Origin of the sequence: uncultured Intestinimonas sp. (genome assembly GCF_944387725.1) — a bacterium.
In the GTDB taxonomy this organism is placed as follows: Bacteria; Bacillota; Clostridia; order Oscillospirales; family Oscillospiraceae; genus Intestinimonas.
In genome coordinates this window covers 1-20,317 of record NZ_CALXGA010000035.1, presented here as the reverse complement: position 1 = coordinate 20,317, position 20,317 = coordinate 1, and the positions used below count along the sequence as shown (strand labels likewise).

Sequence of the window (20,317 nt, the reverse complement as noted above, 5' to 3'; positions counted from 1 at the left end):
AGAATTGCCTGTGGTTCTGGAGGAACTTTCTGACCTGGTGTCTGGCAAGGATGATGTTGAGCAGGCATTTGACCAAACGGAACTCACGAAAGCCATTGATACATTTCTGGATCGTCTATCACCAAAGAAAAGAAGCATTTTCATCAGCCGATACTGGTACACCGATAACATTTCGGAAATCGCTGTCCGGCACAGCATGAATGATGGGGCAGTATCAATGACCCTTCATCGCCTCCGCCTTAAACTGCACAACTACCTTTTAAAAAGGGGTTTTGAACTATGACGAACGAAAAACTGTATGAAGTCCTCGGCGACATCAATGAGAAGCATATCAACGAGGCAAGGGCATATCACAGAGCAAAGAAGCCCGGCTGGGTAAAGTGGGGAACTATGGCAGCTTGCCTGTGCCTTATGGTTGTGACAGCAGTCTCCGTTTTGCCGAACTACTTGAACCAGCAAGGTACTATACCGCTGGATAATCCGAACGGAGTTATTGTTGACAATCCTACCGATGATACGATGCCTGCAACATCTGAAATCCATATCAGCATGAGTAATATTGTGATGAACCAAATTAGTGATTCTTTCAATACGGATTATGCGAGATATAACCCTGAAACTGATATTAAGGTCGTTTGGAATCGAGAAGACATTATTGCTTATTATGGAACCGATTTGGTTCCCGCATATATTCCCGATGGCTTTTCTGCATCTGGAGATAACAACAAAGCAATCGCCTACATTGGACAAGACGGTTCCGTTGTGGAAGATACAGTTTATCTTGATTTTTATAAGGGTGAAGCTGCACAAAATGGTATAAAGCAAGGTTTTTCTATCACAGCATCTAAGATCGGAATTGTTCAGACCTGCTATGTTCTGCCAGAAGATAAACTAAAAACCTCTGATATTGGCGGGACAACAGTTGCATTTGGGCATCGTTCCGTACCTAATGGGCCTTATGACCCCGATACGCACGAGCCGTCCGGCTATTATGATATGTATGTAGCAGAATTTGAATATAACGGTATCGAATATGAGATAGTCGCAGAACAAATGGAAGCAGAAGAGGTTGTAAAAGTTGTATCGTCTATCATCTATGGAGAAGAAGTATTCATTGATAAATAAACTATAGGGTAGCAGGGCAGCCGAGAAAATCGACTGCCCTTTTTCTATGCCTACAGACAGAGAGAAACTTTAATAAGCTGTCGGGATTTCCGTCAATTTGACGGGAATTTTCAATTTTCTTTGAAATCACTACTTTCCTTGAAAAGGGAGTTTTTGGAACAACCACGCCTGCCTCATAGACTGACAAGATGCACAGCTCAATCGCAGCTAAGCGGTCAAGGGTCTGGTCCTTGGGGTCCGGCGTCCCGCCGGAACGGGTTTGCGGCTCCGCCGCAGGGCAAGAATCCTTTCTTTTTCTGCGGAAAAAGAAACGGTTCTTGACTCCTCGTCACAACAAATTTCGCTTCGCTCCGTCCCCCTGCGGGGGACATCCGCTCCACGCTATTTCTTCTTCCTCTCCCCACAAAAGCTGCGCTTTTGCGAGGCCCCCTTCAGGGGGTGGGTCTTCGAAGGAGATTGGGACGTACACGGCGGTCGGCGGCTTTCGTATAAGTGCGGGGACCCCTCCCGGCCGGTACGGCCTGAGTCTGTGGCGCAGGGATGGGTTCCTGTTCTACCCGCCCGCCGCCTGCGGTACTTCTCGCCTGGCAGAGTGCCCGGCGCGGGTTGTGCGGGTTGGCCCGGCTTTGTGCTGGACTGGGTGGTCTGGCGTGGGTCCGCCAGGGCTCCCTGAAAGGGAAGTTGGCTGCGGCGCAAGCCGCAGCCTGAGGGGTTTCCGCCAGGACCGCACCAATGTGTGCGTAAAACCAGCAGCACCCATTTATGAGACGGGCGTGTTTGGGATAACCACGACAAGCGCGGGAATCCCTTTCTGAATATGAGACGGGCGCGTGCGGCGGAGTCAACAGCCCCGCGCCCAACCGCCCAAGGCCCCCGGCCTCCTCCCGTGAGGAAGCTGGGGGCCTTTCCTTGCCTCGCGCTCAGCCGGGCTTCTTTGCGGCCAAGGCCGCCAGGTCCTGCCCCTTGAGCACCCGCTCCAGCAGTTCCGGCAGCCGGTCCGGGGCGCAGGCGAAGCAGGGGATGTCCATGGCGGCGATGCGCTGGGCGGTCTGCGCGTCGTAATAGGGCTTGCCGCCGTCGGCGATGGCCAGCAGGACCACCACCGTCACCCCCGACGCCTTAAGCTCCTCCAGCCGGCGGAGGAGGGCGGCCCGGTTGCCCCCCTCCTCCAGGTCGGAGATCAGGAAGAAGATGGTCTTGGCCGGCTCCTGTACCAGGCCCTGACAGTAGGCGATGGACTTGGCAATGTCGGTGCCGCCCCCCATCTGGAATCCGAAAAGCAAATCCACGGGGTCGGCACACAGGGGGGTGAGGTCCATAATCTGGGTGTCAAAGGCCACTACATGGGTCTGCACCGCCGTCATGGAGGCCAGAATACAGGCCATCACCGACGAGTAGAGAATGGACTCCCCCATGGATCCGCTCTGGTCAATGTCCAGAATGACGTGCCAGCGGTTGGTCCGGCTGGAGCGGTCAAAGAACCACACCCGCTCCGGGATGATGGCCCCCAGTTCCGGGTTGTAGTGGCGCAGGTTCCGCCGGATAGTACAGGGGAAGTCAATGGCGGCGGCGCTGGGCAGGGGGGAGTGGGCCCGGCGGTTGAGGGCGGCGGTCACCGCCCGGCGCACATCCTGTTCCAGAAGCTTGTTGATTTCCTCCACGATTTTGCGAATAAACTTCCGGGCAGACTCCTTGGATTTTTTGGGGATCTGATCCTTGAGCATGAGCAGGGTGGAGGCCAGATCCAGATCCGGCTCCAGCTCCTCCAGCAGCTCAGGCTCCAGAAGGAGCTGCTGGAGCCCCTTGCGCTGGACGGCGTCGTTTTGCACCACCGCTACGATCTCCGGGTCGAACAGGCTGCGCAGATCCCCCAGCCACTTGGAGATATGGGGGGCAGAGGGCCCCCGGCCCGCCCCGCCTCCGGTCTCGAAGGCCTCCCCCGGCCCGCCGTAGATGGCGGCCAGGGCGCTGTCCATCAAAAGCTCCTCCTGGGAGAGGGGGGAGGCCCCCATCCCCTCCAGCACCGGCTGGCTCTCGGCCCCCAGGATCAGCCGCCACCGGGCCATTTGCTCACGCTGCATCATGGCAGGTCCTCCCCTCTAAATGTCGTCAAAATCAAAGTCGTCCAGGTCCTTCAGGGCCTCCTGCTCGGTCTGGGTCAGCGCCCCCATCAGCACCTCGGCGGCCTGGTTCTGGTTCACGCCCCAGATCTCCCCCAGATTCTCCGCGATGTCGTTCTTCTCCGACGGACCGAAGCCGGCAAAGGCCCGGCGGAGAAAGACCAGCGCCCGGCGGAACTGGCCGTCGTCCAGGGCGCTCAGATAGTCGTCCAGATGCCGCCACAGAGACAGCCGGGCGATGAGGGCATAGCGGTTTTTCCCCGCCAGTCCCTCGAACCACCCCGCCCCCAGGTCGGCGGGCACACCGGGGGAGAGCCGGCGGGCCACCTCCCGGGCCAGGAGCGCCTCCTCCACCGCCCCCCGCTCCAGCAGGATGGCCATGGCAAAGCCGGAACAGAGGGTGTTCAGATCGTCCCGGTCGGAGACGCAGCTCAGCAGCTCCAGCCACCGCTCCCCCTCCAGGCAGTCGTGGCTGAGCTGGAGGCGGTCCAGATGGTCCATGGCGGCGGTGACCCCAGGGGCGGCCTTGGCGTCGCACTGACAGGCCTCCTCCAGGGTCAGGCAGGCCCGCAGGAAGAGCTGCTGGAGGAGGGGGACCACGGGGGCGGCGTCAAAGCGGCGCAGGTCGCCGTACCGGACCACCAGGGAGAGGCGTCCGGCGGTCTCCGCCACCTCGGTGAGGGCGGCGGCGTCCACCGACAGGGCCTGTAGGACGGACAGGGCGTGCCGGGCGGCGGCGGGCATCCCGCACAGGAAGGCGTCCTGGAAGATGCCGGCGGCCTCCCCGATGGAGGTGCTGGCCTCCCCCCGCTCTTTGAGGGCGAAGGCGGCGGCCCCCTCGATGGTGTCCCCCAGCAGGGAGGACTCCACCACTTCAATTTCCACCTCGGGGGTCCAGCGCAGATCCCAGTATTCCCCCCAGTTGGCCCCCTCCTGCCGGGAGGGCAGGGGAGCGGCAAAGTGGATGCCCAGCACCCGCAGCCGGTGGAGGAAGAAGGAGCGGCGCAGGTCCAGAAGAGCCGTCTGCTGGTCCTTCACATGCAGCCGCTCCCGCAGATCCAGATCCAGCTGCTGCCGCTCCAGGCCCCGGTACTTCTCCAGGCGCAGCTCCTTGAGCTGCCGGTAGAAGTCCTCCTGCACCGAGGTGCGGCTCACCCCCTCCGGCAGAGCGCCAATGCCACTGCCGATCTCCGTGGCGGCCACCGCCGCCGCCAGCTCGGAAAAGTTCCCGTGGCCCATGGTGGTGACAGCGGCGTCCCGCAGATCGGCCAGGCAGGGATAGCGGCTGCCCCGCATAGCGCACAGGGTCTGGGCCAGGCGCACCCCCTCAATGACCTCGGCGGAGGATACCAGGTTGCCCGCCTTCCGGTGGGCCTCGGCCAGATGGGCCAGATAGCGGCTGGGCAGGCCGGACAGCCCCTCCCGGTGAAGGGCGTCCCACAGCAGCTCAAAATAGGCGGGGGCCTTGTTGCCCGCCCCGTAGCCGGAGCGGCTGGAGAGGCGGTAATAGGAGTAGGGCATGAGGGTGGCCGCGCAGTCCGCCTGGGGCAGGGCGGCCTCCTCCTCGTCGGTCATGGGGGTGTTCTCTTGCAGGCCGGGCACATGGAAGGCCCCGCAGACACAGAAGATCTTCTCCGGGGGGGTGCCCTGGTCCACCGCCTGACCGATGACCCGCTTCATATACGCCTCCCGCACCAGCGTCTGGGCGGTGCGCCGCTTGCCGTCCTGGGCCGCCGCGCGCAGCTGGGCGCCGAAGGTGTTGGCGGCCTTCCGGCAGGTCTGCCAGTCCCCGATCTGCTCAAACTTCCGCTCCCAGAAGGTGTCATGGCCCTCCCCGGTCACCTCCTCCAGGCGGCGGTACACCCACTCGGTGTTCTCCTCCGGCTCCTCCTCATCCTCCAAAGGTTCGGAGCCCTCCTCCAGGGCCAGCATGGTCCCGGAGGGCAGATCCATAAAGCGGCACTCCACCCCGTGTTCATGGGCCCACAGAATGGCCTGCAATTCGGGGGAGTAGACGGCCAGCGGATAGAGGATGGTGCGCACCGGCGGGGCCTTGGTGTAGGCCAGAATGGCCGCCGGAAAGCGGGTCTCCGGGTGGCACAGCCAGTGCATCTGGTCATTGAGGTCGCTGGGTCCCTCCACCAGCACCAGGGCGGGCCGGTGGGCGTCCAGCGCCTGACGCAGGTGGAAGGCCATGGCGGGGGACAGGTGGCGCACCCCGTACAGCACCGGCCTGCCCATCATCCATTCAGCTCCCGGCAGGCCTGATACAGGGGGAGCCAGCCGCTGCCCCGCTTTTTCATCACGTTCTCCAGATACTCCTTCCAGGAGATCTTGTCGCTCTCCTCGTCCTTGACCACCGCGCCCTGGAGGCCGGCGGCTAGATCCGCCGCCGAGATGACGCCGCTGCCAAAGCTCCCGGCCAGGGCCATGGAATTGGCCAGCAGGGAGATGGCCTCGGCGGTGGAGAGGACGCCGCTGGTGGTTTTCAGCTTCTGCTTGCCGTCCAAAGTGGATCCGCCCCGCAGCTCCCGGAAGATGGTGACCACCTGCTCCACCGTGCCGCTGTCCGGCAGGCTGGCGTTCAAATCCAGCCCTGCGGAGAGCTGCTCCACCCGCGTGCGGACAATCTCCAGCTCGGTCTCCAAATCGGAGGGAGTGGGCAGCACCACGATGTTGAAGCGCCGCTTGAGGGCGGCGGACATGTCGTTGACCCCCTTGTCCCGGGTGTTGGCGGTGGCGATGACCGAAAAGCCCTTGGCCGCCGGCACCTCCATCCCCAGCTCGGGCACGCTCAGCCGCTTCTCCGACAAAATGGAGATCAGGGCGTCCTGCACCTCGCTGGCACAGCGGGAGATCTCCTCGATGCGGGCGATGGAGCCGGTCTCCATGGCCCGGTATACCGGGCTTTTCACCATGGCCTCGGGGCTGGGCCCCTTGGCGATGAGCATGGCGTAGTTCCAGGAGTAGCGGATCTGCTCCTCGGTGGTGCCGGCGGTGCCCTGGACCACCTTGGTGGAGTCTCCGTTGACTGCGGCGGCCAGATGCTCGCTGAGCCAGGACTTGGCGGTGCCCGGCTCGCCGATGAGCAGCAGGGCCCGGTCGGTGACCAGGGTGGCGATGGCAATTTCCACCAGGCGGCGGCTGCCGATGTATTTTGGGGTGATCTCCACCCCCTTCACCGAGGCGCCCCCGATGAGATAGGTCAGCGCCGACCGGGGGGACATCCGCCAGCCGGTGGGGACGGGGTCCTGTTCCGCCGCGATGAGGGCGTCCAGCTCCCGCTGGTAGAGCGCCTCCGCCGGGAGGCGCTGTACGTTTTTCTCAGACATGGTTCTCCTCTCCTTCTCTCTGTGCCGCTTGCTCCCACTCGTCCAGGCATTTTTGTACCTCCGACGCCGGCCAGTAGCCGTTGTTCCGAAGCCTGACCTTCCCGGCGGACACTAGCTGATTGACCTGCCGGAGCTGTTCGGCCTTCTTGCGGGCCGGAATGGGTAGGGAGCGAATGATATAAAAAACCTCCCAGTAGGAGAGGTCGGAGCCGCCCAGCGTGACCGCCCACTGGGCGGCGAAGCCGTCCCACTCGGTCCAGCCAAATTCACCCAGCAGCTCCACAATGCGCAGCACCATGCTGTAGTCCCCCAGCGAGAGGGCGGAGCGGTACAGGTGCTCCAGCACCCGCCGGGGCAGGCCGGGCAGCTTCCGGCCGTGGAGCAGGGCAATCAGCGTGTGGTCCATGGAGCGGCCCATCTGCGTCAGCAGGGAGAACCACCGGATATCCAGCGGGGGGACGGAGGGGACGGCGTACTGGACCGGCTGCGGATACCAGGCGGTGAGATAGCGGTACACCCCGTCCTGCTCCACCCAGTTCAGGTTGCCCAGCGCCACCCGGAGGGGGTGGAGCGCCTCCTCCCACAGCCGCTTGCCCAGCAGGCGGGGCCAGAAGATATGTCCCTCCGCCCAGGTATAGCTGTCCTCCGGCGTCCGGCTGATCAGCCGGGCCGTCAGGGCGGGGGCCAAAAAGTCGTCGCCCGCCTGCTCCTGAAGCTGGATGGCCAGGCGGCACAGCTCCAGATCCTCCACATTTTTCAGGGTGTCGCTCAGCGTCAGACCGGCCAGCAGACGCAGCGTTCCCTGCTCATGGCCGTTGTAGCAGGAGAAGCGCATCACTACCGGCTTGCCCCGCGCCCCCTCCACCAGCCGGTCCAGCTGCTGCTGGCTCAGACCGGCCAGGCGGTGGTAGAGAGCGCAGACCTCCGGCCCTGTCTTTCGCACCAGCACGCTGCACAGCACCTTGAGCCGCTTCCACACCTCGGCGGGCAGAACGGCCTCCGGGTCGGCCTCCATCTGGTCCAGAATGTGGTTGAAAATCATGGCGGTGAACCGGCTGCCCGCCTGGGATGACGTGTTGGCCAGATACACCAGCATCGCGTCCTGCTCCGTCTTGGCCAGCTGGGTGAGGTAGTCCGCCGCCTCCGGCGTATCCAGCTGGAGCAGGGCGCAGCGGGCCCGGTCCAGCGCCTCCCCCTTCCGCTCTTTCCGGCAAAGCTCCAGAAGCAGCTGGGTGTTGGCCGGGGAACAGCCCAGGGCGCCGATCAGGGCCAGCCGGACCTCCTTCTTGGCCTGGGGCAGCTGGGCCAGGAAGAAGTCGTTGGCCTGGGCTCCGGCGGCCTGCGCCAGCACCTCCACCCGGCGGGCCATGGCCCGGCCCCCGGCGGGGTCAAAGCCCTCCTCCAGCAGGGGGGCGACGCCGGGCCCCTGCCGGCTCAGAATGGCCGCGTTGAACTCGGCCAGCTTCCCGTAGCTGTCCCCCAGCCCCTGCACCAGGGCGGGGAGGACCCGGTAGTCGGAGAAATATTCCGGGTGGTTTTCATAGGTCTCCTGCACCACGTTGAACCGCCCGCCGCCGGTACCGGTGAGGGCCTCCAGCAGGGGGTGAAGCTGGCTGTAGGAGACGTCCTGACAGGTCCCCGTGCCGGGGGGCAGGGGCTCCAGTGCGCCGGGCATCCCCACGGCGGCCTGGGTGTAGGCCACCGCGTCCACCAGGGCCAGTGCGTCCAGCAGGGCCCCGCCCCGCTGTTCCGGCGGCGCGGAGAGCAGGGCCTCCACGCCGGCGTGGATTTTGGCGAAGACAGGGCTGGCGGCGGCCAGGGTGGCCAAACCCTCCAGGGCCCGCTTCAGACGAAAATCCTCCCCCAGAAGGCCGGTACCGGCCACAGCGGCCCGCTCCAGCCGCTCTTTGACCTCGTACAAGGGCTGTAAATCCATCACGCTTCCCCCTCCATACCGGGCTCCAGAGGGCGGCGCGGATTCTGCTCAGTCATGCGCCTCTCCTCCTCTGTCCCGGATCTCCTTCTCCCACTTCTTTGTGTACGACTGCACCAGATCGCGCGGCCACCCCCCGGCGACATCAAGCTCATCTTCGGACCACATCCGGGTCAGCTCCCGGAGCTGCCGGAGCTTTTCCTCCGGGGGTACGGGCAGACGGTTCAAGACATCGTATACAGTCCAATAGCTGCTCCACGCCATCTCGCCTTGAAGACACCGGACCACAAAGCCGTCCCAGTCGGTCCAGCCCAGCCCACCCAGAATCTCGATCGCCTGTTCCAGGGGATAGATCGTCATCCGCTGGGCGGCATGGTACAGGCGGGCGAGGAACGCCTGAGACAGCCCAAGGTCTCTCCGGCCGCGCAGGAGATTCAACAGCGGCTCGTACAGATCGTCCCCCGCCTGGAGCAGCAGGTCGAACCACCGCCTGTCCAGAGGCGGGAGCGGCACGGGGCCATGGGTGGCCTGACGGAGGAGGGGAGACCACAATCCGGCAAACCAATAGACCGCCGCTTCCTCGTCCCAGTGCAGATTGCCCAGCACCGCGCGGAAGGCGGAGACGGCCGCCTCCTGCGGCTGCGCCCCCGGTCCGTTGGGGAAAAGCTGTTCCTCCGCCCAGGGATAACAGGCCTCTGGCCCCTGGAGGATCAGCCGGGCGGCCAGGGCGGGGGCCAGGAAGTCCCTGCCGTACTGCTCCTGGAGGGCGATGGACAGCCGGCACAGCTGCGGGTCGGGACGGCCCATCAGGGTGTGAGTGAGCACCAGGGGGATAAGCTTCCGAAAGGGGACACCCTCTTGTGGGGCCAGAGCGTGGGAAAAGAGCAGCTTTTCCTCTTCGCCGTTTTTGGTGGGCATATAGGTAGTGATGGGGTACACATCGGCGGCCCAGCGGTGGAACTGGCACACCTCCGGCCCGGCCTTCCCATCCAATGCCTTACTCAGGGCTGCCAGGCGGGGTTGGGTCTTTGCGGTGATGGGGGTGTCGGGCTGCGCCTCGAAGGGCGCGAGCTCCTGGAGGAAGAGCTGGGCGGTGAGGCGGCCGGCCAGGGGCGTATCGGAATAGGAGAGGGCGTCCACCGCCTCCCACCAGTCCTTCCGGCTCAGGGTCAGAAGGGCCTCCTCCACCTCCGGCGTGTCCAGCTGGGCCAGGGCCCGCCAGGCCAGGTTCCGGCCCGCCCCCTTGCCCTCGGTCTGGCACAGCGTCAGCAAAAGGGGGGCGTTGGCCGGGGAGTGGCCCAGGGCGACGATCAGGGCCAGCCGGACCTCCTCCTTGGCCTGGGGCAGCTGGGTCAAATAGAAGTCGTTGGCCTGGGCCCCGGCGGCCTGCGCCAGCACCTCCACCCGGCGGGCCATGGCCCGGCCCCCGGCGGGGTCAAAGCCCTCCTCCAGCAGGGGGGCGACGCCGGGCCCCTGCCGGCTCAGAATGGCCGCGTTGAACTCGGCCAGCTTCCCGTAGCTGTCCCCCAGCCCCTGCACCAGGGCGGGGAGGACCCGGTAGTCGGAGAAATATTCCGGGTGGTTTTCATAGGTCTCCTGCACCACGTTGAACCGCCCGCCGCCGGTACCGGTGAGGGCCTCCAGCAGGGGGTGAAGCTGGCTGTAGGAGACGTCCTGACAGGTCCCCGTGCCGGGGGGCAGGGGCTCCAGTGCGCCGGGCATCCCCACGGCGGCCTGGGTGTAGGCCACCGCGTCCACCAGGGCCAGCGCGTCCAGCAGGGCTCCGCCCCGCTGTTCCGGCGGCGCGGAGAGCAGGGCCTCCACGCCGGCGTGGATTTTGGCGAAGACGGGGCTGGCGGCGGCCAGGGGGGCGAGGCCCTCCAGGGCCCGCTTCAGACGAAAATCCTCCCCCAGAAGGCCGGTACCCGCCACAGCGGCCCGCTCCAGCCGCTCTTTGACCTCGTACAAGGGCTGTAAATCCATCACGCTTCCCCCCTCAATACTGCAAACGGATGATCCGGGACCGGGTCACGGCGCTGTAGGGGTGCAGGCACAGGGAGCGGTCCGCCCCGTCGTAGAACATCAGGCCGAACAGCGCGTCCCCCTGTCCCAGTCCACCGGGGAGGGCGGCCACCCGGACGGTGGAGGCGTGGCCGGGCCCATCCTCCCGGCGGTCCCGCAGGACGACGCGGCCGCCGGCGGGGTCCTCCAGCACAAAGGTTCCGTCCACCGCCCCCACCCGCCCCACCGGGACCAGCACTGGCAGGAACTTGGGCAGGAGGGTGTTCTTGATCTGCCCCTTGGTGCGCTTGACGGCGGCGGCCAGGTCGGGCTGGGCCAGGGCGGGCAGCCCGGCCAGCACCTCTGGCGTGAGGCTCCGGGGTACGGCGCTCTCCCAGCGGATGCGGCGGCAGCCCTCCCCGGGGTAGGTGTATAGTACCGGCACCTCCAGCAGGGAGAAGCAGCTGTCCTCGCCCCTGACGTGCTTGAGGGCCTTTGCCGGCCGCAGGTTGAGGGTCTGGTCAATGCGCCCGCTGTCCAGATCCAGCCAGAAGCCCCGCTCCACATACTCCCGCTTGGCCTCGTCATAGAAGACGTCGAAGGAGAGCTGAATCAGCCGGGCGTTCTCCTGATAGGCGCCGATGGCGTGCAGGTCCTCCAGCCGCCACACGCCGCCCATGGCCTCGAAGAGGACGGTGTCCTCGGCGGAGAACTGCCCCGCCTCCAGCTTCTGCTGGAGAAAGCTCCGGCCCTTTTTGATGGTGGAGCGCAGGGCGATCAGAATCCGCAGGGCCTCGGCGTAGGCGTCCTGGGCCTGGTCGGGGGACTTTTGAATGTTTCGCACCGCCAGGGCGATGCGGACGAAGGCGGTCTGGGGGCCGGTGAGGTAGTGATTCCCCAGCTCCTTGGCCAGCTTTTCGTAGGTCTGGGCGGAGGTCCCCCCCAGACTGCCCACCCCGGCGCGCAGGAGGTCCTCCACCATCTGTTCGGCCATGTCCAGCCCCTCCAGCTGCCGGCTCAGGCGTTTGGTCTGGGCGGCGGCGCTGGTCTTGCGGGGCTTGGCGGGGGTCTGGGCGCCGGCCTCCTTTTTGGCGGCCCGGGCCGCCTGCCTGGCCAGCTTTTCGGCCAGCTCCGGGGGAACCTCCCCGGTCTGGAAGGAGGCGCCCCGCAGCTGTTCAAACATCAAGCCCAGGGCGTGCTTGCAGGGGAACTGGCGGCTGGGGCAGGAGCAGCGGCACACCGGGGCCTGGGGATTCGACCAGTCGATGGACACCCGGTAGGGGGTCTTTCCGCTGCCGGCGCACGCCCCCCAGACTAGGGCGCCGTCCGCACTGCGGCCCAGGCCGGAAAACTTGCCGCTCTTGGAGAGCTTGCGGCCATTTTCCGCCGCCGCAGCATTGGGGGCTTGCAGCAGGATGAATGCTTCTGTCAGTTCCATCAGATGCCTTCCTTTCTTTTGAAGCGGCTCGCGCTGGAGCCTCTGTGTGGGATTGGGCCGGGGAAGCGCGCTATAACCGCTGGAAATACCGCAGGCCCTCCCGGACGGTGAGGTTCATCTGGCCCATGTCCACCAGGTACTCGGCCATGGCGTGGACGCTGCCGCTGTAGAGGCTGGCCTTCTCCACATGGGTGGTCATCAGGCGCATTCTCCGGTAGTAGGCCAGGCAGAGCTGATCCATGGACAGCGGCTCCTCCGCCAGATCCAGAAGCACCCCGCACAGCCGGTCCAGCATGGCCAGGTTCTCGTTGACCAGGGACACCAGATCGGTCCCCACCCCCCGGTGGGCGGCCACATAGCACCCGCAGGAGACCCGGCGCAGCTTCTCCATGCTCCGCCGGGCCTCCTCGTGGTAGGCGTGGTAGGGCAGCCGGGCCTTGGCCAGATCCTCCCCGTCCATGAGGGCGTCGGCGGTGTAGAGGACCCCGTCGGGGGTGACGGTGCAGATGTGGTCCGGGGTGTGGCCGGGGGTGTGGACCACCTGAAGGGGGACCCCGCAGAAGGTGACGTGGGACTCCTCAAAGGCCACCGTCTGGTCCACCGGCCCCAGAATATGGCCGATGGCCGCAGTGAGCTTCCGGGGAGAGAAGGAGGGGTAGAGGGATTTGTACATGGGCAGGCTGGCGCTGAGGGCGGCCTCCCCGAAGGGCAGGCAGATCCAGGCCCCGTAGCGCTCCCGGAGAAAGGCATTGTTGCCGGCGTGGTCCCGGTGGGCATGGGAGCAGAAGACCCCCAGGGGCCGCAGTCCCGCCCGGTCCAGGGAGGCCGCCAGGCCGGCCCCCTCAAAGCCGTGGCCGCTGTCCAGCAGGATGCACCTGCCCCCCTCCAGCCGGACGAGGGGGATATGCTCCGCCCCGTCCAGATACCAGGTATCGCCTTTGATGGGCACTAACTCCATATCCGGTCACTCCCTTCAATCCAGGCACTGCCCACCACCACGTCCTCCCGGTAGAAGACGGCCAGCTGTCCGGGGGTGGGGGCCCGGGCGGGCTCCTCCAGCAGCACCTCCACCCGGACGCCGGGCAGGGGGCGGATGACCCCCGGCGTCTCGGTCCGGGAGTGGCGCAGGCGGACCGTCACCGCCAGGGGCTCCTCCAGGGCGTCCACGGCGATCCAGTTGGGGCGGGCGCAGAGGACCCGCCGGGCCATAAGATCGCTGCCGTCGGAGAGGGTGACGGTGTTGGCGGCGGGGTCGATGGCCGAGACAAACCAGCGGTGGGGCCCTGAGATCCCCAGCCCCCGGCCCTGGCCGATGGTGTAGTGGTGGATGCCCCGGTGGCGGCCCAGCACATGGCCCTCCCGGTCGATGAAGTTCCCGGGGGGCGGGGTTTCGCCCCGGCGGTCCAGCCAGGCGGCGTAGTCCCCGCCGGGGATGAAGCAGATCTCCATGGAATCGGGCTTCCAGGCCACCGGCAGGCCCAGCTCCTCCGCCAGGGCCCGGATCTGGTCCTTCTCATACCCGCCTAGGGGGAAGAGCGCCCGGTGGAGGAGTCCCTGGGTGAGCCGGGAGAGCATATAGGACTGGTCGTTGGCGGGCATTCCCTTCCGCAGGAGGATCCGGCCGTCGGGGCCGGGGGAGGTCCGGGCGTAGTGGCCGGTGGCTACATACTGGGCCCCCAGGTTCTCCCCCGCCTCCACCAGGGCGGGGAACTTCACCAGGGGATTGCACCGGGCGCAGGGCAGAGGGGTCCGCCCCGCCAGGTACTCCCGCTGAAAGTCGGTGCAGACAAAGTGCTCCAGCCGCTCCCGGATGTCCACGGTCTGGAAGGGCAGGCCCAGCTGGCCGGCCAGCGCGGCGGCATCCTCCCCGCCCCCCAGGCCGATATCCAGCCAGACGCACCGGACATCGTAGCTGTCCCGGAGCAGGGCCGCCGCCACGGCGGAATCCACGCCGCCGGACAGACCAAGCATGACGGTTGGCTTCATAAAATACCTCCCTTGGGTGTTTGCCGGGAATCGTTCCTTTGCGCGGCGCGGGGGCGGACCTCAGCCGCGCCCCCGGTGCTCCAGCCAGACCATCAGGGCGGCCACATCGGCGGGGCTGACGCCGGAGACGCGGCTGGCCTGGCCAAGGCTCAGGGGCCGAAGCTGCTGGAGCTTCTGCCGGGCCTCCAGCCGCAGGACCGGAACGGCCAGATAGTCCAGGTCCGGAGGCAGGGGGCGGCGCTCCAGCTTCTGCATCTCCTCCACCTGCCGCTGCTGCCGGGCGATATACCCCTCGTACTTGAGGGCGATCTCCACCGGTTCGGTGATCTCCGGGGGGAGGTCCGGCCGGCCGGGGTCGAAGGGGGCCAGGTCGGGCCAGCCCACCCGGGGCCGCCGCAGGAGATCGGCCAGCCGGGCCCCGTCCCGGGCGGGAGACTCCCCCCTTTCCGCCAGCATGGCGTCCAGGGCCGGGGAGGGGGGGGCCCCCGTCCCCTTCAGCCTCCGGATCTCCCGGTCCACGGCGTCGTATTTGCCGCATACCCGCCGGTACCGTGCCTCACTGACCAGCCCGACGGCATAGCCCACCGGGCACAGCCGCCGGTCGGCGTTGTCCTGGCGGCAGAGGAGGCGGTACTCCGTCCGGGAGGTCATCATGCGGTAGGGCTCGTTGGTCCCCTTGGTCACCAGGTCGTCGATGAGCACGCCGATGTACCCCTGGTCCCGGGTGAGCACCAGCGGGGGCCGTCCCAGGAGCTTCAGGGCGGCGTTGACCCCCGCCACAAAGCCCTGGACGGCGGCCTCCTCATAGCCGGAGGAGCCGTTGAACTGTCCCGCCCCGTAAAGGCCGGGGACCTTCCGGTGCTCCAGGGTGGGAAGGAGCTCCGTGGGGTCGCAGCAGTCGTATTCAATGGCGTAGGCCGGGCGGGTCATCTCGGCGCGCTCCAGGCCGGGGATGGTGTGAAGCATCTCCACCTGCACGTCCTCTGGGAGGGAGGAGGAGAAGCCCTGAAGGTAGAGCTCCTCGGTGTCCAGACCCATGGGCTCCAGGAAGAGCTGGTGCCGGGGCTTGTCGGCAAAGCGGACCACCTTGTCCTCGATGGAGGGGCAGTACCGGGGCCCGATGCCCTCGATGACTCCGGAGAAGAGGGGAGAGCGGTCCAGGTTGGCCCGGATGACGGCGTGGGTGGCCTGGTTGGTGTAGGTGAGCCAGCACACCGCCCGGTTTTGGGGGATCTGCGCCGTCTCGAAGGAGAAGGGCACGGGGGTCTCGTCCCCCTCCTGGCGCTCCAGCCTGGAGAAGTCCACGCTCCGTCTGTGAATCCGGGGGGGCGTCCCCGTCTTGAACCGCCGGAGGGAGACCCCCAGCCGCCGAAGGCTCCCGGCCAGGGGGAGGGCGGCGGCCAGGCCGTCGGGCCCCGAGGTCTGCTGGATCTCCCCCAGAATGGTGCGCCCCTCCAGATAGGTGCCGGTGCAGACCACCACGGCCTGGACGGCGTAGACCGCGCCGGCGGCGGTCCTGACGCCGGAGACGGCCCCATCGGCGCCGGTGCGCACCTCCACCACCTCGGCCTGCTTGACCCAGAGGTTCTCCTGGCGCTCCAGGGTGTGCTTCATGATCTTCTGGTATTCCCGCCGGTCGGCCTGGGCCCGGAGGGACCACACCGCCGGACCCTTCCCCTTGTTGAGGACCCGGTACTGGATACAGGCCCGGTCGGCGGCCTTGGCCATCTCGCCCCCCAGGGCGTCCAGCTCCCGGACCAGGTGGCCCTTTCCGGTGCCCCCAATGGCGGGGTTGCAGGGCATGTTGCCCACCGCGTCCAGATTGATGGTAAAGCAGACCGTCCGCAGGCCCAGCCGGGCGGCGGCCAGGGCCGCCTCGATGCCGGCGTGACCCGCGCCGATGACGGCGATCTCGTATGCTCCGGCTTGATACTCCATGGTATTCTCCTTTGAGTGGGTTTGCGGGGCCTCTCCGGCGGATGCTCAGGCGTAGAGATGGGGCAGCGCCAGCGCCGGGGCGGCCATCAGGGCCCCACCTGGACCCGCTCGACCCCCGCCAGGGCCTCCTCCACCAGGCCCGCCACATCCAGGGGGGCCTCAATGGCCTCCACGTCCTCCAGCCGGGGGCGGGTCCTGGGGTGCCGGGGGGCGAAGACGGTGCAGCAGTCCTCGTAGGGGAGAATGGAGGTCTCGAAGGTGCCGATCCGACGGGCCAGGCGCACCACCTCCTCCTTGTCCATGCCCACCAGGGGCCGGAAGACCGGCAGCGCGGCGGCCGCCCCGGTGACGGCCATGGCGTCCATGGTCTGGGAGGCCACCTGGCCCAGGGACTCCCCGGTGACAATGGCGTGACAGCCGCAGCGGCGGGCCACTCCCTCGGAAATCCGCATCATGAACCGGCGCATGAGGAGGGTGAAGTAGTCCTCCGGGCAGGACCGGCGCAGCTCCTCCTGGATGCGGGTGAAGGGGACCACATGGACCATGAGCCGCCCCGTCCAGGGGGTCAGGAGCCGGGCCAGCTCCAGGACCTTCTCCTTGGCCTCCGGGGAGGTGTAGGGGTAAGAGTAGAAGTGGACCATCTCCAGGGCCACCCCCCGCTTGGCCATCATCCAGGAGGCCACCGGGGAGTCGATGCCGCCGCTGAGGAGGCTCAGGGCCCGGCCGCTGGTGCCCACCGGGAGCCCTCCGGCCCCAGGCTCCGGGTCGGCGTGGACGAAGGCGGCGTAGTCCCGGACCTCCAGGTGGACGGTGAGCTCCGGGCGGCGGACGTCCACCGTGAGGTTGGGGTAGCGGTCGTCCAGCTCTCCCCCCACCCACTGGCTCAGGGCGATGGAGGTCATGGGGAAGGTCTTGTCGGCCCGCTTGGACTCCACCTTGAAGGTCTTCGCGGCGGCGAGCCGGTCCCCCAGGTAGCTCCGGGCGGTCTCCAGCATGGCTTCCTTGGTCTTCTCGCAGGCCTTGGCCCGGCTGAGGCCCACCACCCCGAAGACGTGCTTCATGGCCTCGTAGGCGGCGTCCATGTCGCAGCCCTCGTCCATGGGCTCCACATAGGTGGTGGACTGCCGGGTATAGACCTTGAACTTACCAAGGGGCCGCAGCCGCCGGGCGATGTTGGCGCGCAGCTTGTCCTCAAAGGTGTGGCGGTTGGTCCCCTTCAGAACCATCTCTCCCTGCTTGAGCAGGATCATCTCGGTCATAAACAGCGCCTCTTTTCCCGTTGTTGATTCCAAATATCGAGAGACATTATATCGAACCCACCGGGAAATGTCCAGGGAAAAGCGCGGCATAGAGTAAGGATGCTAAAAATCATGGCGATGGCCGCAATCAGAGCCGAAGGCTGCAAATACGCAGACAATGCGCTCGATTTTTTGAAAACATTCCGGGTCAGATAGCGTGTCGTCCAATAAGATTTCGCGGATTTGGCACAGGGCCTGATAGCTGGCGCTTTCCAACAGTTCCTTTGCACTCAGCTCCAGCTCCGGGCCATTCGGGACATCCTGTCCACCACCTATGAAGAGCTGTTGAAAAAGGCCCCCTGAACGGTGGCGGGTCCGGTCCGTTCAGGGGGTCTTTCACCGCCGGAGGTAGGCGCTCTCCCGGTACTGGATGGCCTCGGCCAGGTGGGGGACCTGGATGGCTGCGCTGTGGTCCAGGTCGGCGATGGTCCGGGCCACCCGCAGGATGCGGTCGTAGCTCCGGGCGGTGAGGCCCATGCGCTCATAGGCCCCCTTCATCACCGCCGTGCAGGCGCCGTCCAGGGCACAGCACTCCTGGAGCTCCCGGGGGCCCATGTAAGCGTTGCAGCTGGGCCCCTCCGGGCCGAAGCGGGCGGCCTGGACTTCCCGGGCGGCGTCCACCCGGGCCTTGACCGCCGCCGAGGGCTCGGCCCGGGGTCGCTGGGAGAGCTCTCCAAACTCCAGGGGCGGCACCTCCACATAGAGGTCCACGCGGTCCAGCAGGGGCCCCGAGAGGCGGCCCAAGTACTTCTTTACCTCCCCCTCGGTGCAGCGGCAGCGGCCCGAGGGGTGGCCATACCAGCCGCACTTGCAGGGGTTCATGGCGCACACCAGCATGAACCGGGCCGGAAAGGTCTCGCTCCCCGACGAGCGGGTGACGTGGACCCTCCCCTCCTCCAGGGGCTGGCGCAGGACCTCCAGCACATCCTTGTGGAACTCGGGCAGCTCGTCTAAGAAGAGGACCCCGTTGTGAGCCAGGGAGATCTCCCCGGGCCGGGGCAGGGGGTTGCCGCCCCCGGCCAGGCCGGTGGCCGAGATGGTGTGGTGGGGGGAGCGGAAGGGCCGCCGGGTGACCATGGGCGCGGCCCGGGTGGTGAGGCCCAGGACGGAGTGAATCTGGGTGGTCTCCAGGGCCTCCCGCTCCGTGAGGTCGGGGAGGATGGAGGGCAGCCGCCGGGCCAGCATGGACTTCCCCGAGCCGGGCGGGCCCACCATCACCAGGTTATGGCCTCCGGCGGCGGCAATCTCCAGGCAGCGCTTCACCTGCTCCTGGCCCTTCACGTCGGCGAAGTCGGGGGCGGCTCCGGCCTCCTCCCCCGGGGTCCACCGGGGGGCGGGGGAGAGGGGGGCCTCCCCCCGCAGGTGGGCGGCCAGCTGCCGGACGTGATCCACCGGGTAGACCGTCAGGCCCTGGGCCAGGGTGGCCTCCGGGGCGGAGTCGGCGGGGACATAGAGGACCTGGAGGCCCGCCGCCCGGGCCGCCAGGGCCATGGGCAGCATCCCGGTCACCGGACGCAGCTCCCCGGATAGGGAGAGCTCCCCCAGGAAGGCGGCGTCGGCCGCCGGAGGGGGGAGCTGCCCTCCGGCGGCCAGAATCCCCACCAGGATGGGCAGGTCATAGAGTGTGCCCCCCTTCTTTCGGTCGGCGGGGGCCAGATTCACCGTGATCCGGGAGACCGGGAACTGAAAGCCGCAGTTCTTCACCGCCGCCCGGACCCGCTCCCGGGCCTCCTTCACCGCCGTGTCGGGGAGGCCCACGATGTCAAAGTTGGGCAGCCCTCCGGTGAGGTCGCACTCGGCCGTCACCAGATAGCCCGTAATGCCGTGGAGGCCCAGAGAGTTCAACTTGCAAAGCATAGCGCACCGCCTTTCGACAGAAAGCCCGTACTTGGAAAAGAGCCCGGAGCCGCCCTGGTGGGGTCCGTCCCGGCGGGGGTGTCCACAGGGGGCGGACGCCGCCGGGCCCGGCTCCGGGCCGCCGGGAAACCGGGGACTTTTTGACAACTATATCCTATTTTCTGTCCCTTTGCAAGGGCTGAAAGGACTCCTTTTTGAAGAATTGTCAAATTGGCAGGACCAATTTTGGACTCATTGACGAAAATCTCGCGGAAGCGCAAATTGCGATTTACAAGCCTCCAAAAAAGTGATAGTATTACTTCGGAAAAAATGGAGGAAGCTCCATTGAAATAAGGAGGAACGAACAGCATGGCAAGAAAAAAGAAGTCCATGGACGGCAACACCGCCGCAGCGCACGTCTCCTATGCGTTTACGGAGGTGGCGGGGATTTACCCCATCACGCCTTCCAGCCCCATGGCCGATAACGTGGACCAGTGGGCCGCCGCCGGCCGGAAGAACATCTTCGGCGACCCCGTCCGCGTCATCGAGATGCAGTCCGAGGCCGGCGCCGCCGGCACCGTCCACGGTTCTCTGAATGCCGGCGCCCTGACCACCACCTACACCGCCTCCCAGGGCCTGCTGCTGATGATCCCCAACATGTACAAGATGGCCGGGGAGCTGCTGCCCGCCGTGTTCCACGTCTCCGCCCGGACCGTGGCCGCCCAGAGTCTGAACATCTTCGGCGACCACTCCGACGTCATGGCCTGCCGTCAGACCGGCTTCGCCATGCTCTGTGAGACCAACCCCCAGGAGGTCATGGACTTGGGCGCCGTGGCCCACCTGGCCGCCATCAAGGGCCGGGTCCCCTTCGTCAACTTCTTCGACGGCTTCCGCACCTCCCACGAGATCCAGAAGATCGACATCTGGGACTACGACGAGCTCAAGGAAATGCTGGACATGGACGCCGTCAACGCCTTCCGGGCCCGGGCTCTGAACCCCGAGCACCCCGTGATGCGCGGCTCCCACGAGAACGGCGACATCTTCTTCCAGCACCGGGAGGCGGCCAACCGCTACTATGACGCCGTGCCCGAGATCGTGGAAGAATACATGGGCAAGGTCAACGACAAGCTGGGCACCAACTACCAGCTCTTCAACTACTACGGCGCCCCCGACGCCGACCGGGTCATCGTCGCCATGGGCTCCATCTGCGACGTCACTGAGGAGGTCATCGACTACCTCAACGCCCACGGCGAGAAGGTGGGCCTGGTGAAGGTCCGCCTCTACCGCCCCTTCCGGGCCGACAAGCTCCT

The 20,317-nt window shown here is 66.3% G+C and carries 13 protein-coding genes and 1 pseudogene; 3 read left to right on the top strand and 11 right to left on the bottom strand.

What is annotated here, in order from left to right; all coding sequences use genetic code 11:
* Positions 1 to 283: sigma-70 family RNA polymerase sigma factor (locus Q0K09_RS06560; RefSeq protein WP_294474477.1), on the top strand; the 283-nt coding region annotated here is incomplete at its 5' end.
* Positions 280 to 1,125: a hypothetical protein gene (locus Q0K09_RS06555; RefSeq protein WP_294474474.1), complete on the top strand. Its 846-nt coding sequence runs from the start codon at positions 280 to 282 to the stop codon at positions 1,123 to 1,125. The genes Q0K09_RS06560 and Q0K09_RS06555, both read left to right, overlap by 4 nt.
* Positions 1,126 to 2,045: 920 nt before the next feature.
* On the opposite strand, the gene Q0K09_RS06550 is transcribed toward Q0K09_RS06555, so the two are convergent.
* The 11 genes from Q0K09_RS06550 to Q0K09_RS06500 form a co-directional block, all read right to left on the bottom strand.
* Positions 2,046 to 3,209 carry a VWA domain-containing protein gene (locus Q0K09_RS06550; RefSeq protein WP_294474472.1) on the bottom strand — a complete coding sequence of 388 codons (1,164 nt, stop codon included), beginning with the start codon at positions 3,207 to 3,209 and terminating at the stop codon, positions 2,046 to 2,048.
* 15 nt (positions 3,210 to 3,224) lie between these two features.
* Positions 3,225 to 5,489, bottom strand: coding sequence for a DUF5682 family protein (locus Q0K09_RS06545; protein ID WP_294474470.1), 2,265 nt, complete (start codon positions 5,487 to 5,489; stop codon positions 3,225 to 3,227).
* Positions 5,486 to 6,577 (bottom strand): AAA family ATPase, encoded by a 1,092-nt coding sequence (locus Q0K09_RS06540; RefSeq protein WP_294474466.1) that lies wholly within the window; start codon positions 6,575 to 6,577, stop codon positions 5,486 to 5,488. Before Q0K09_RS06540 ends, Q0K09_RS06545 begins: the two co-directional genes overlap by 4 nt.
* Positions 6,570 to 8,513: a hypothetical protein gene (locus Q0K09_RS06535; RefSeq protein WP_294474464.1), complete on the bottom strand. Its 1,944-nt coding sequence runs from the start codon at positions 8,511 to 8,513 to the stop codon at positions 6,570 to 6,572. The genes Q0K09_RS06540 and Q0K09_RS06535 overlap by 8 nt, the downstream gene beginning before the upstream one ends.
* Before the next feature lie 48 nt (positions 8,514 to 8,561).
* A complete protein-coding gene (locus Q0K09_RS06530; protein ID WP_294474462.1) occupies positions 8,562 to 10,493 on the bottom strand; it encodes a hypothetical protein in 1,932 nt (643 codons plus the stop codon).
* 13 nt (positions 10,494 to 10,506) lie between these two features.
* Positions 10,507 to 11,949: an SWIM zinc finger family protein gene (locus tag Q0K09_RS06525; RefSeq protein ID WP_294474460.1), complete on the bottom strand. Its 1,443-nt coding sequence runs from the start codon at positions 11,947 to 11,949 to the stop codon at positions 10,507 to 10,509.
* Between the two features lie 70 nt (positions 11,950 to 12,019).
* Positions 12,020 to 12,907, bottom strand: coding sequence for an MBL fold metallo-hydrolase (locus Q0K09_RS06520; protein ID WP_294474459.1), 888 nt, complete (start codon positions 12,905 to 12,907; stop codon positions 12,020 to 12,022).
* On the bottom strand, positions 12,898 to 13,935 hold the full coding sequence (gene mnmA, locus Q0K09_RS06515) for a tRNA 2-thiouridine(34) synthase MnmA (RefSeq protein WP_294474456.1): 1,038 nt from the start codon (positions 13,933 to 13,935) through the stop codon (positions 12,898 to 12,900). Before mnmA ends, Q0K09_RS06520 begins: the two co-directional genes overlap by 10 nt.
* A gap of 60 nt (positions 13,936 to 13,995) precedes the next feature.
* Entirely contained in the window at positions 13,996 to 15,873 is a 1,878-nt protein-coding gene (gene mnmG, locus Q0K09_RS06510; protein ID WP_294474453.1) for a tRNA uridine-5-carboxymethylaminomethyl(34) synthesis enzyme MnmG, read from the bottom strand.
* Positions 15,874 to 15,959: 86 nt separating this feature from the next.
* A complete protein-coding gene (gene thiI, locus Q0K09_RS06505; protein WP_294474451.1) occupies positions 15,960 to 17,132 on the bottom strand; it encodes a tRNA uracil 4-sulfurtransferase ThiI in 1,173 nt (390 codons plus the stop codon).
* 375 nt (positions 17,133 to 17,507) lie between these two features.
* Positions 17,508 to 19,028 (bottom strand): YifB family Mg chelatase-like AAA ATPase, encoded by a 1,521-nt coding sequence (locus Q0K09_RS06500; protein ID WP_294474448.1) that lies wholly within the window; start codon positions 19,026 to 19,028, stop codon positions 17,508 to 17,510.
* A gap of 348 nt (positions 19,029 to 19,376) precedes the next feature.
* On the opposite strand from Q0K09_RS06500, the pseudogene Q0K09_RS06495 reads away from it, so the two are divergent.
* A pseudogene (locus Q0K09_RS06495) lies at positions 19,377 to 20,317 on the top strand (pyruvate:ferredoxin (flavodoxin) oxidoreductase); the annotation flags it as partial.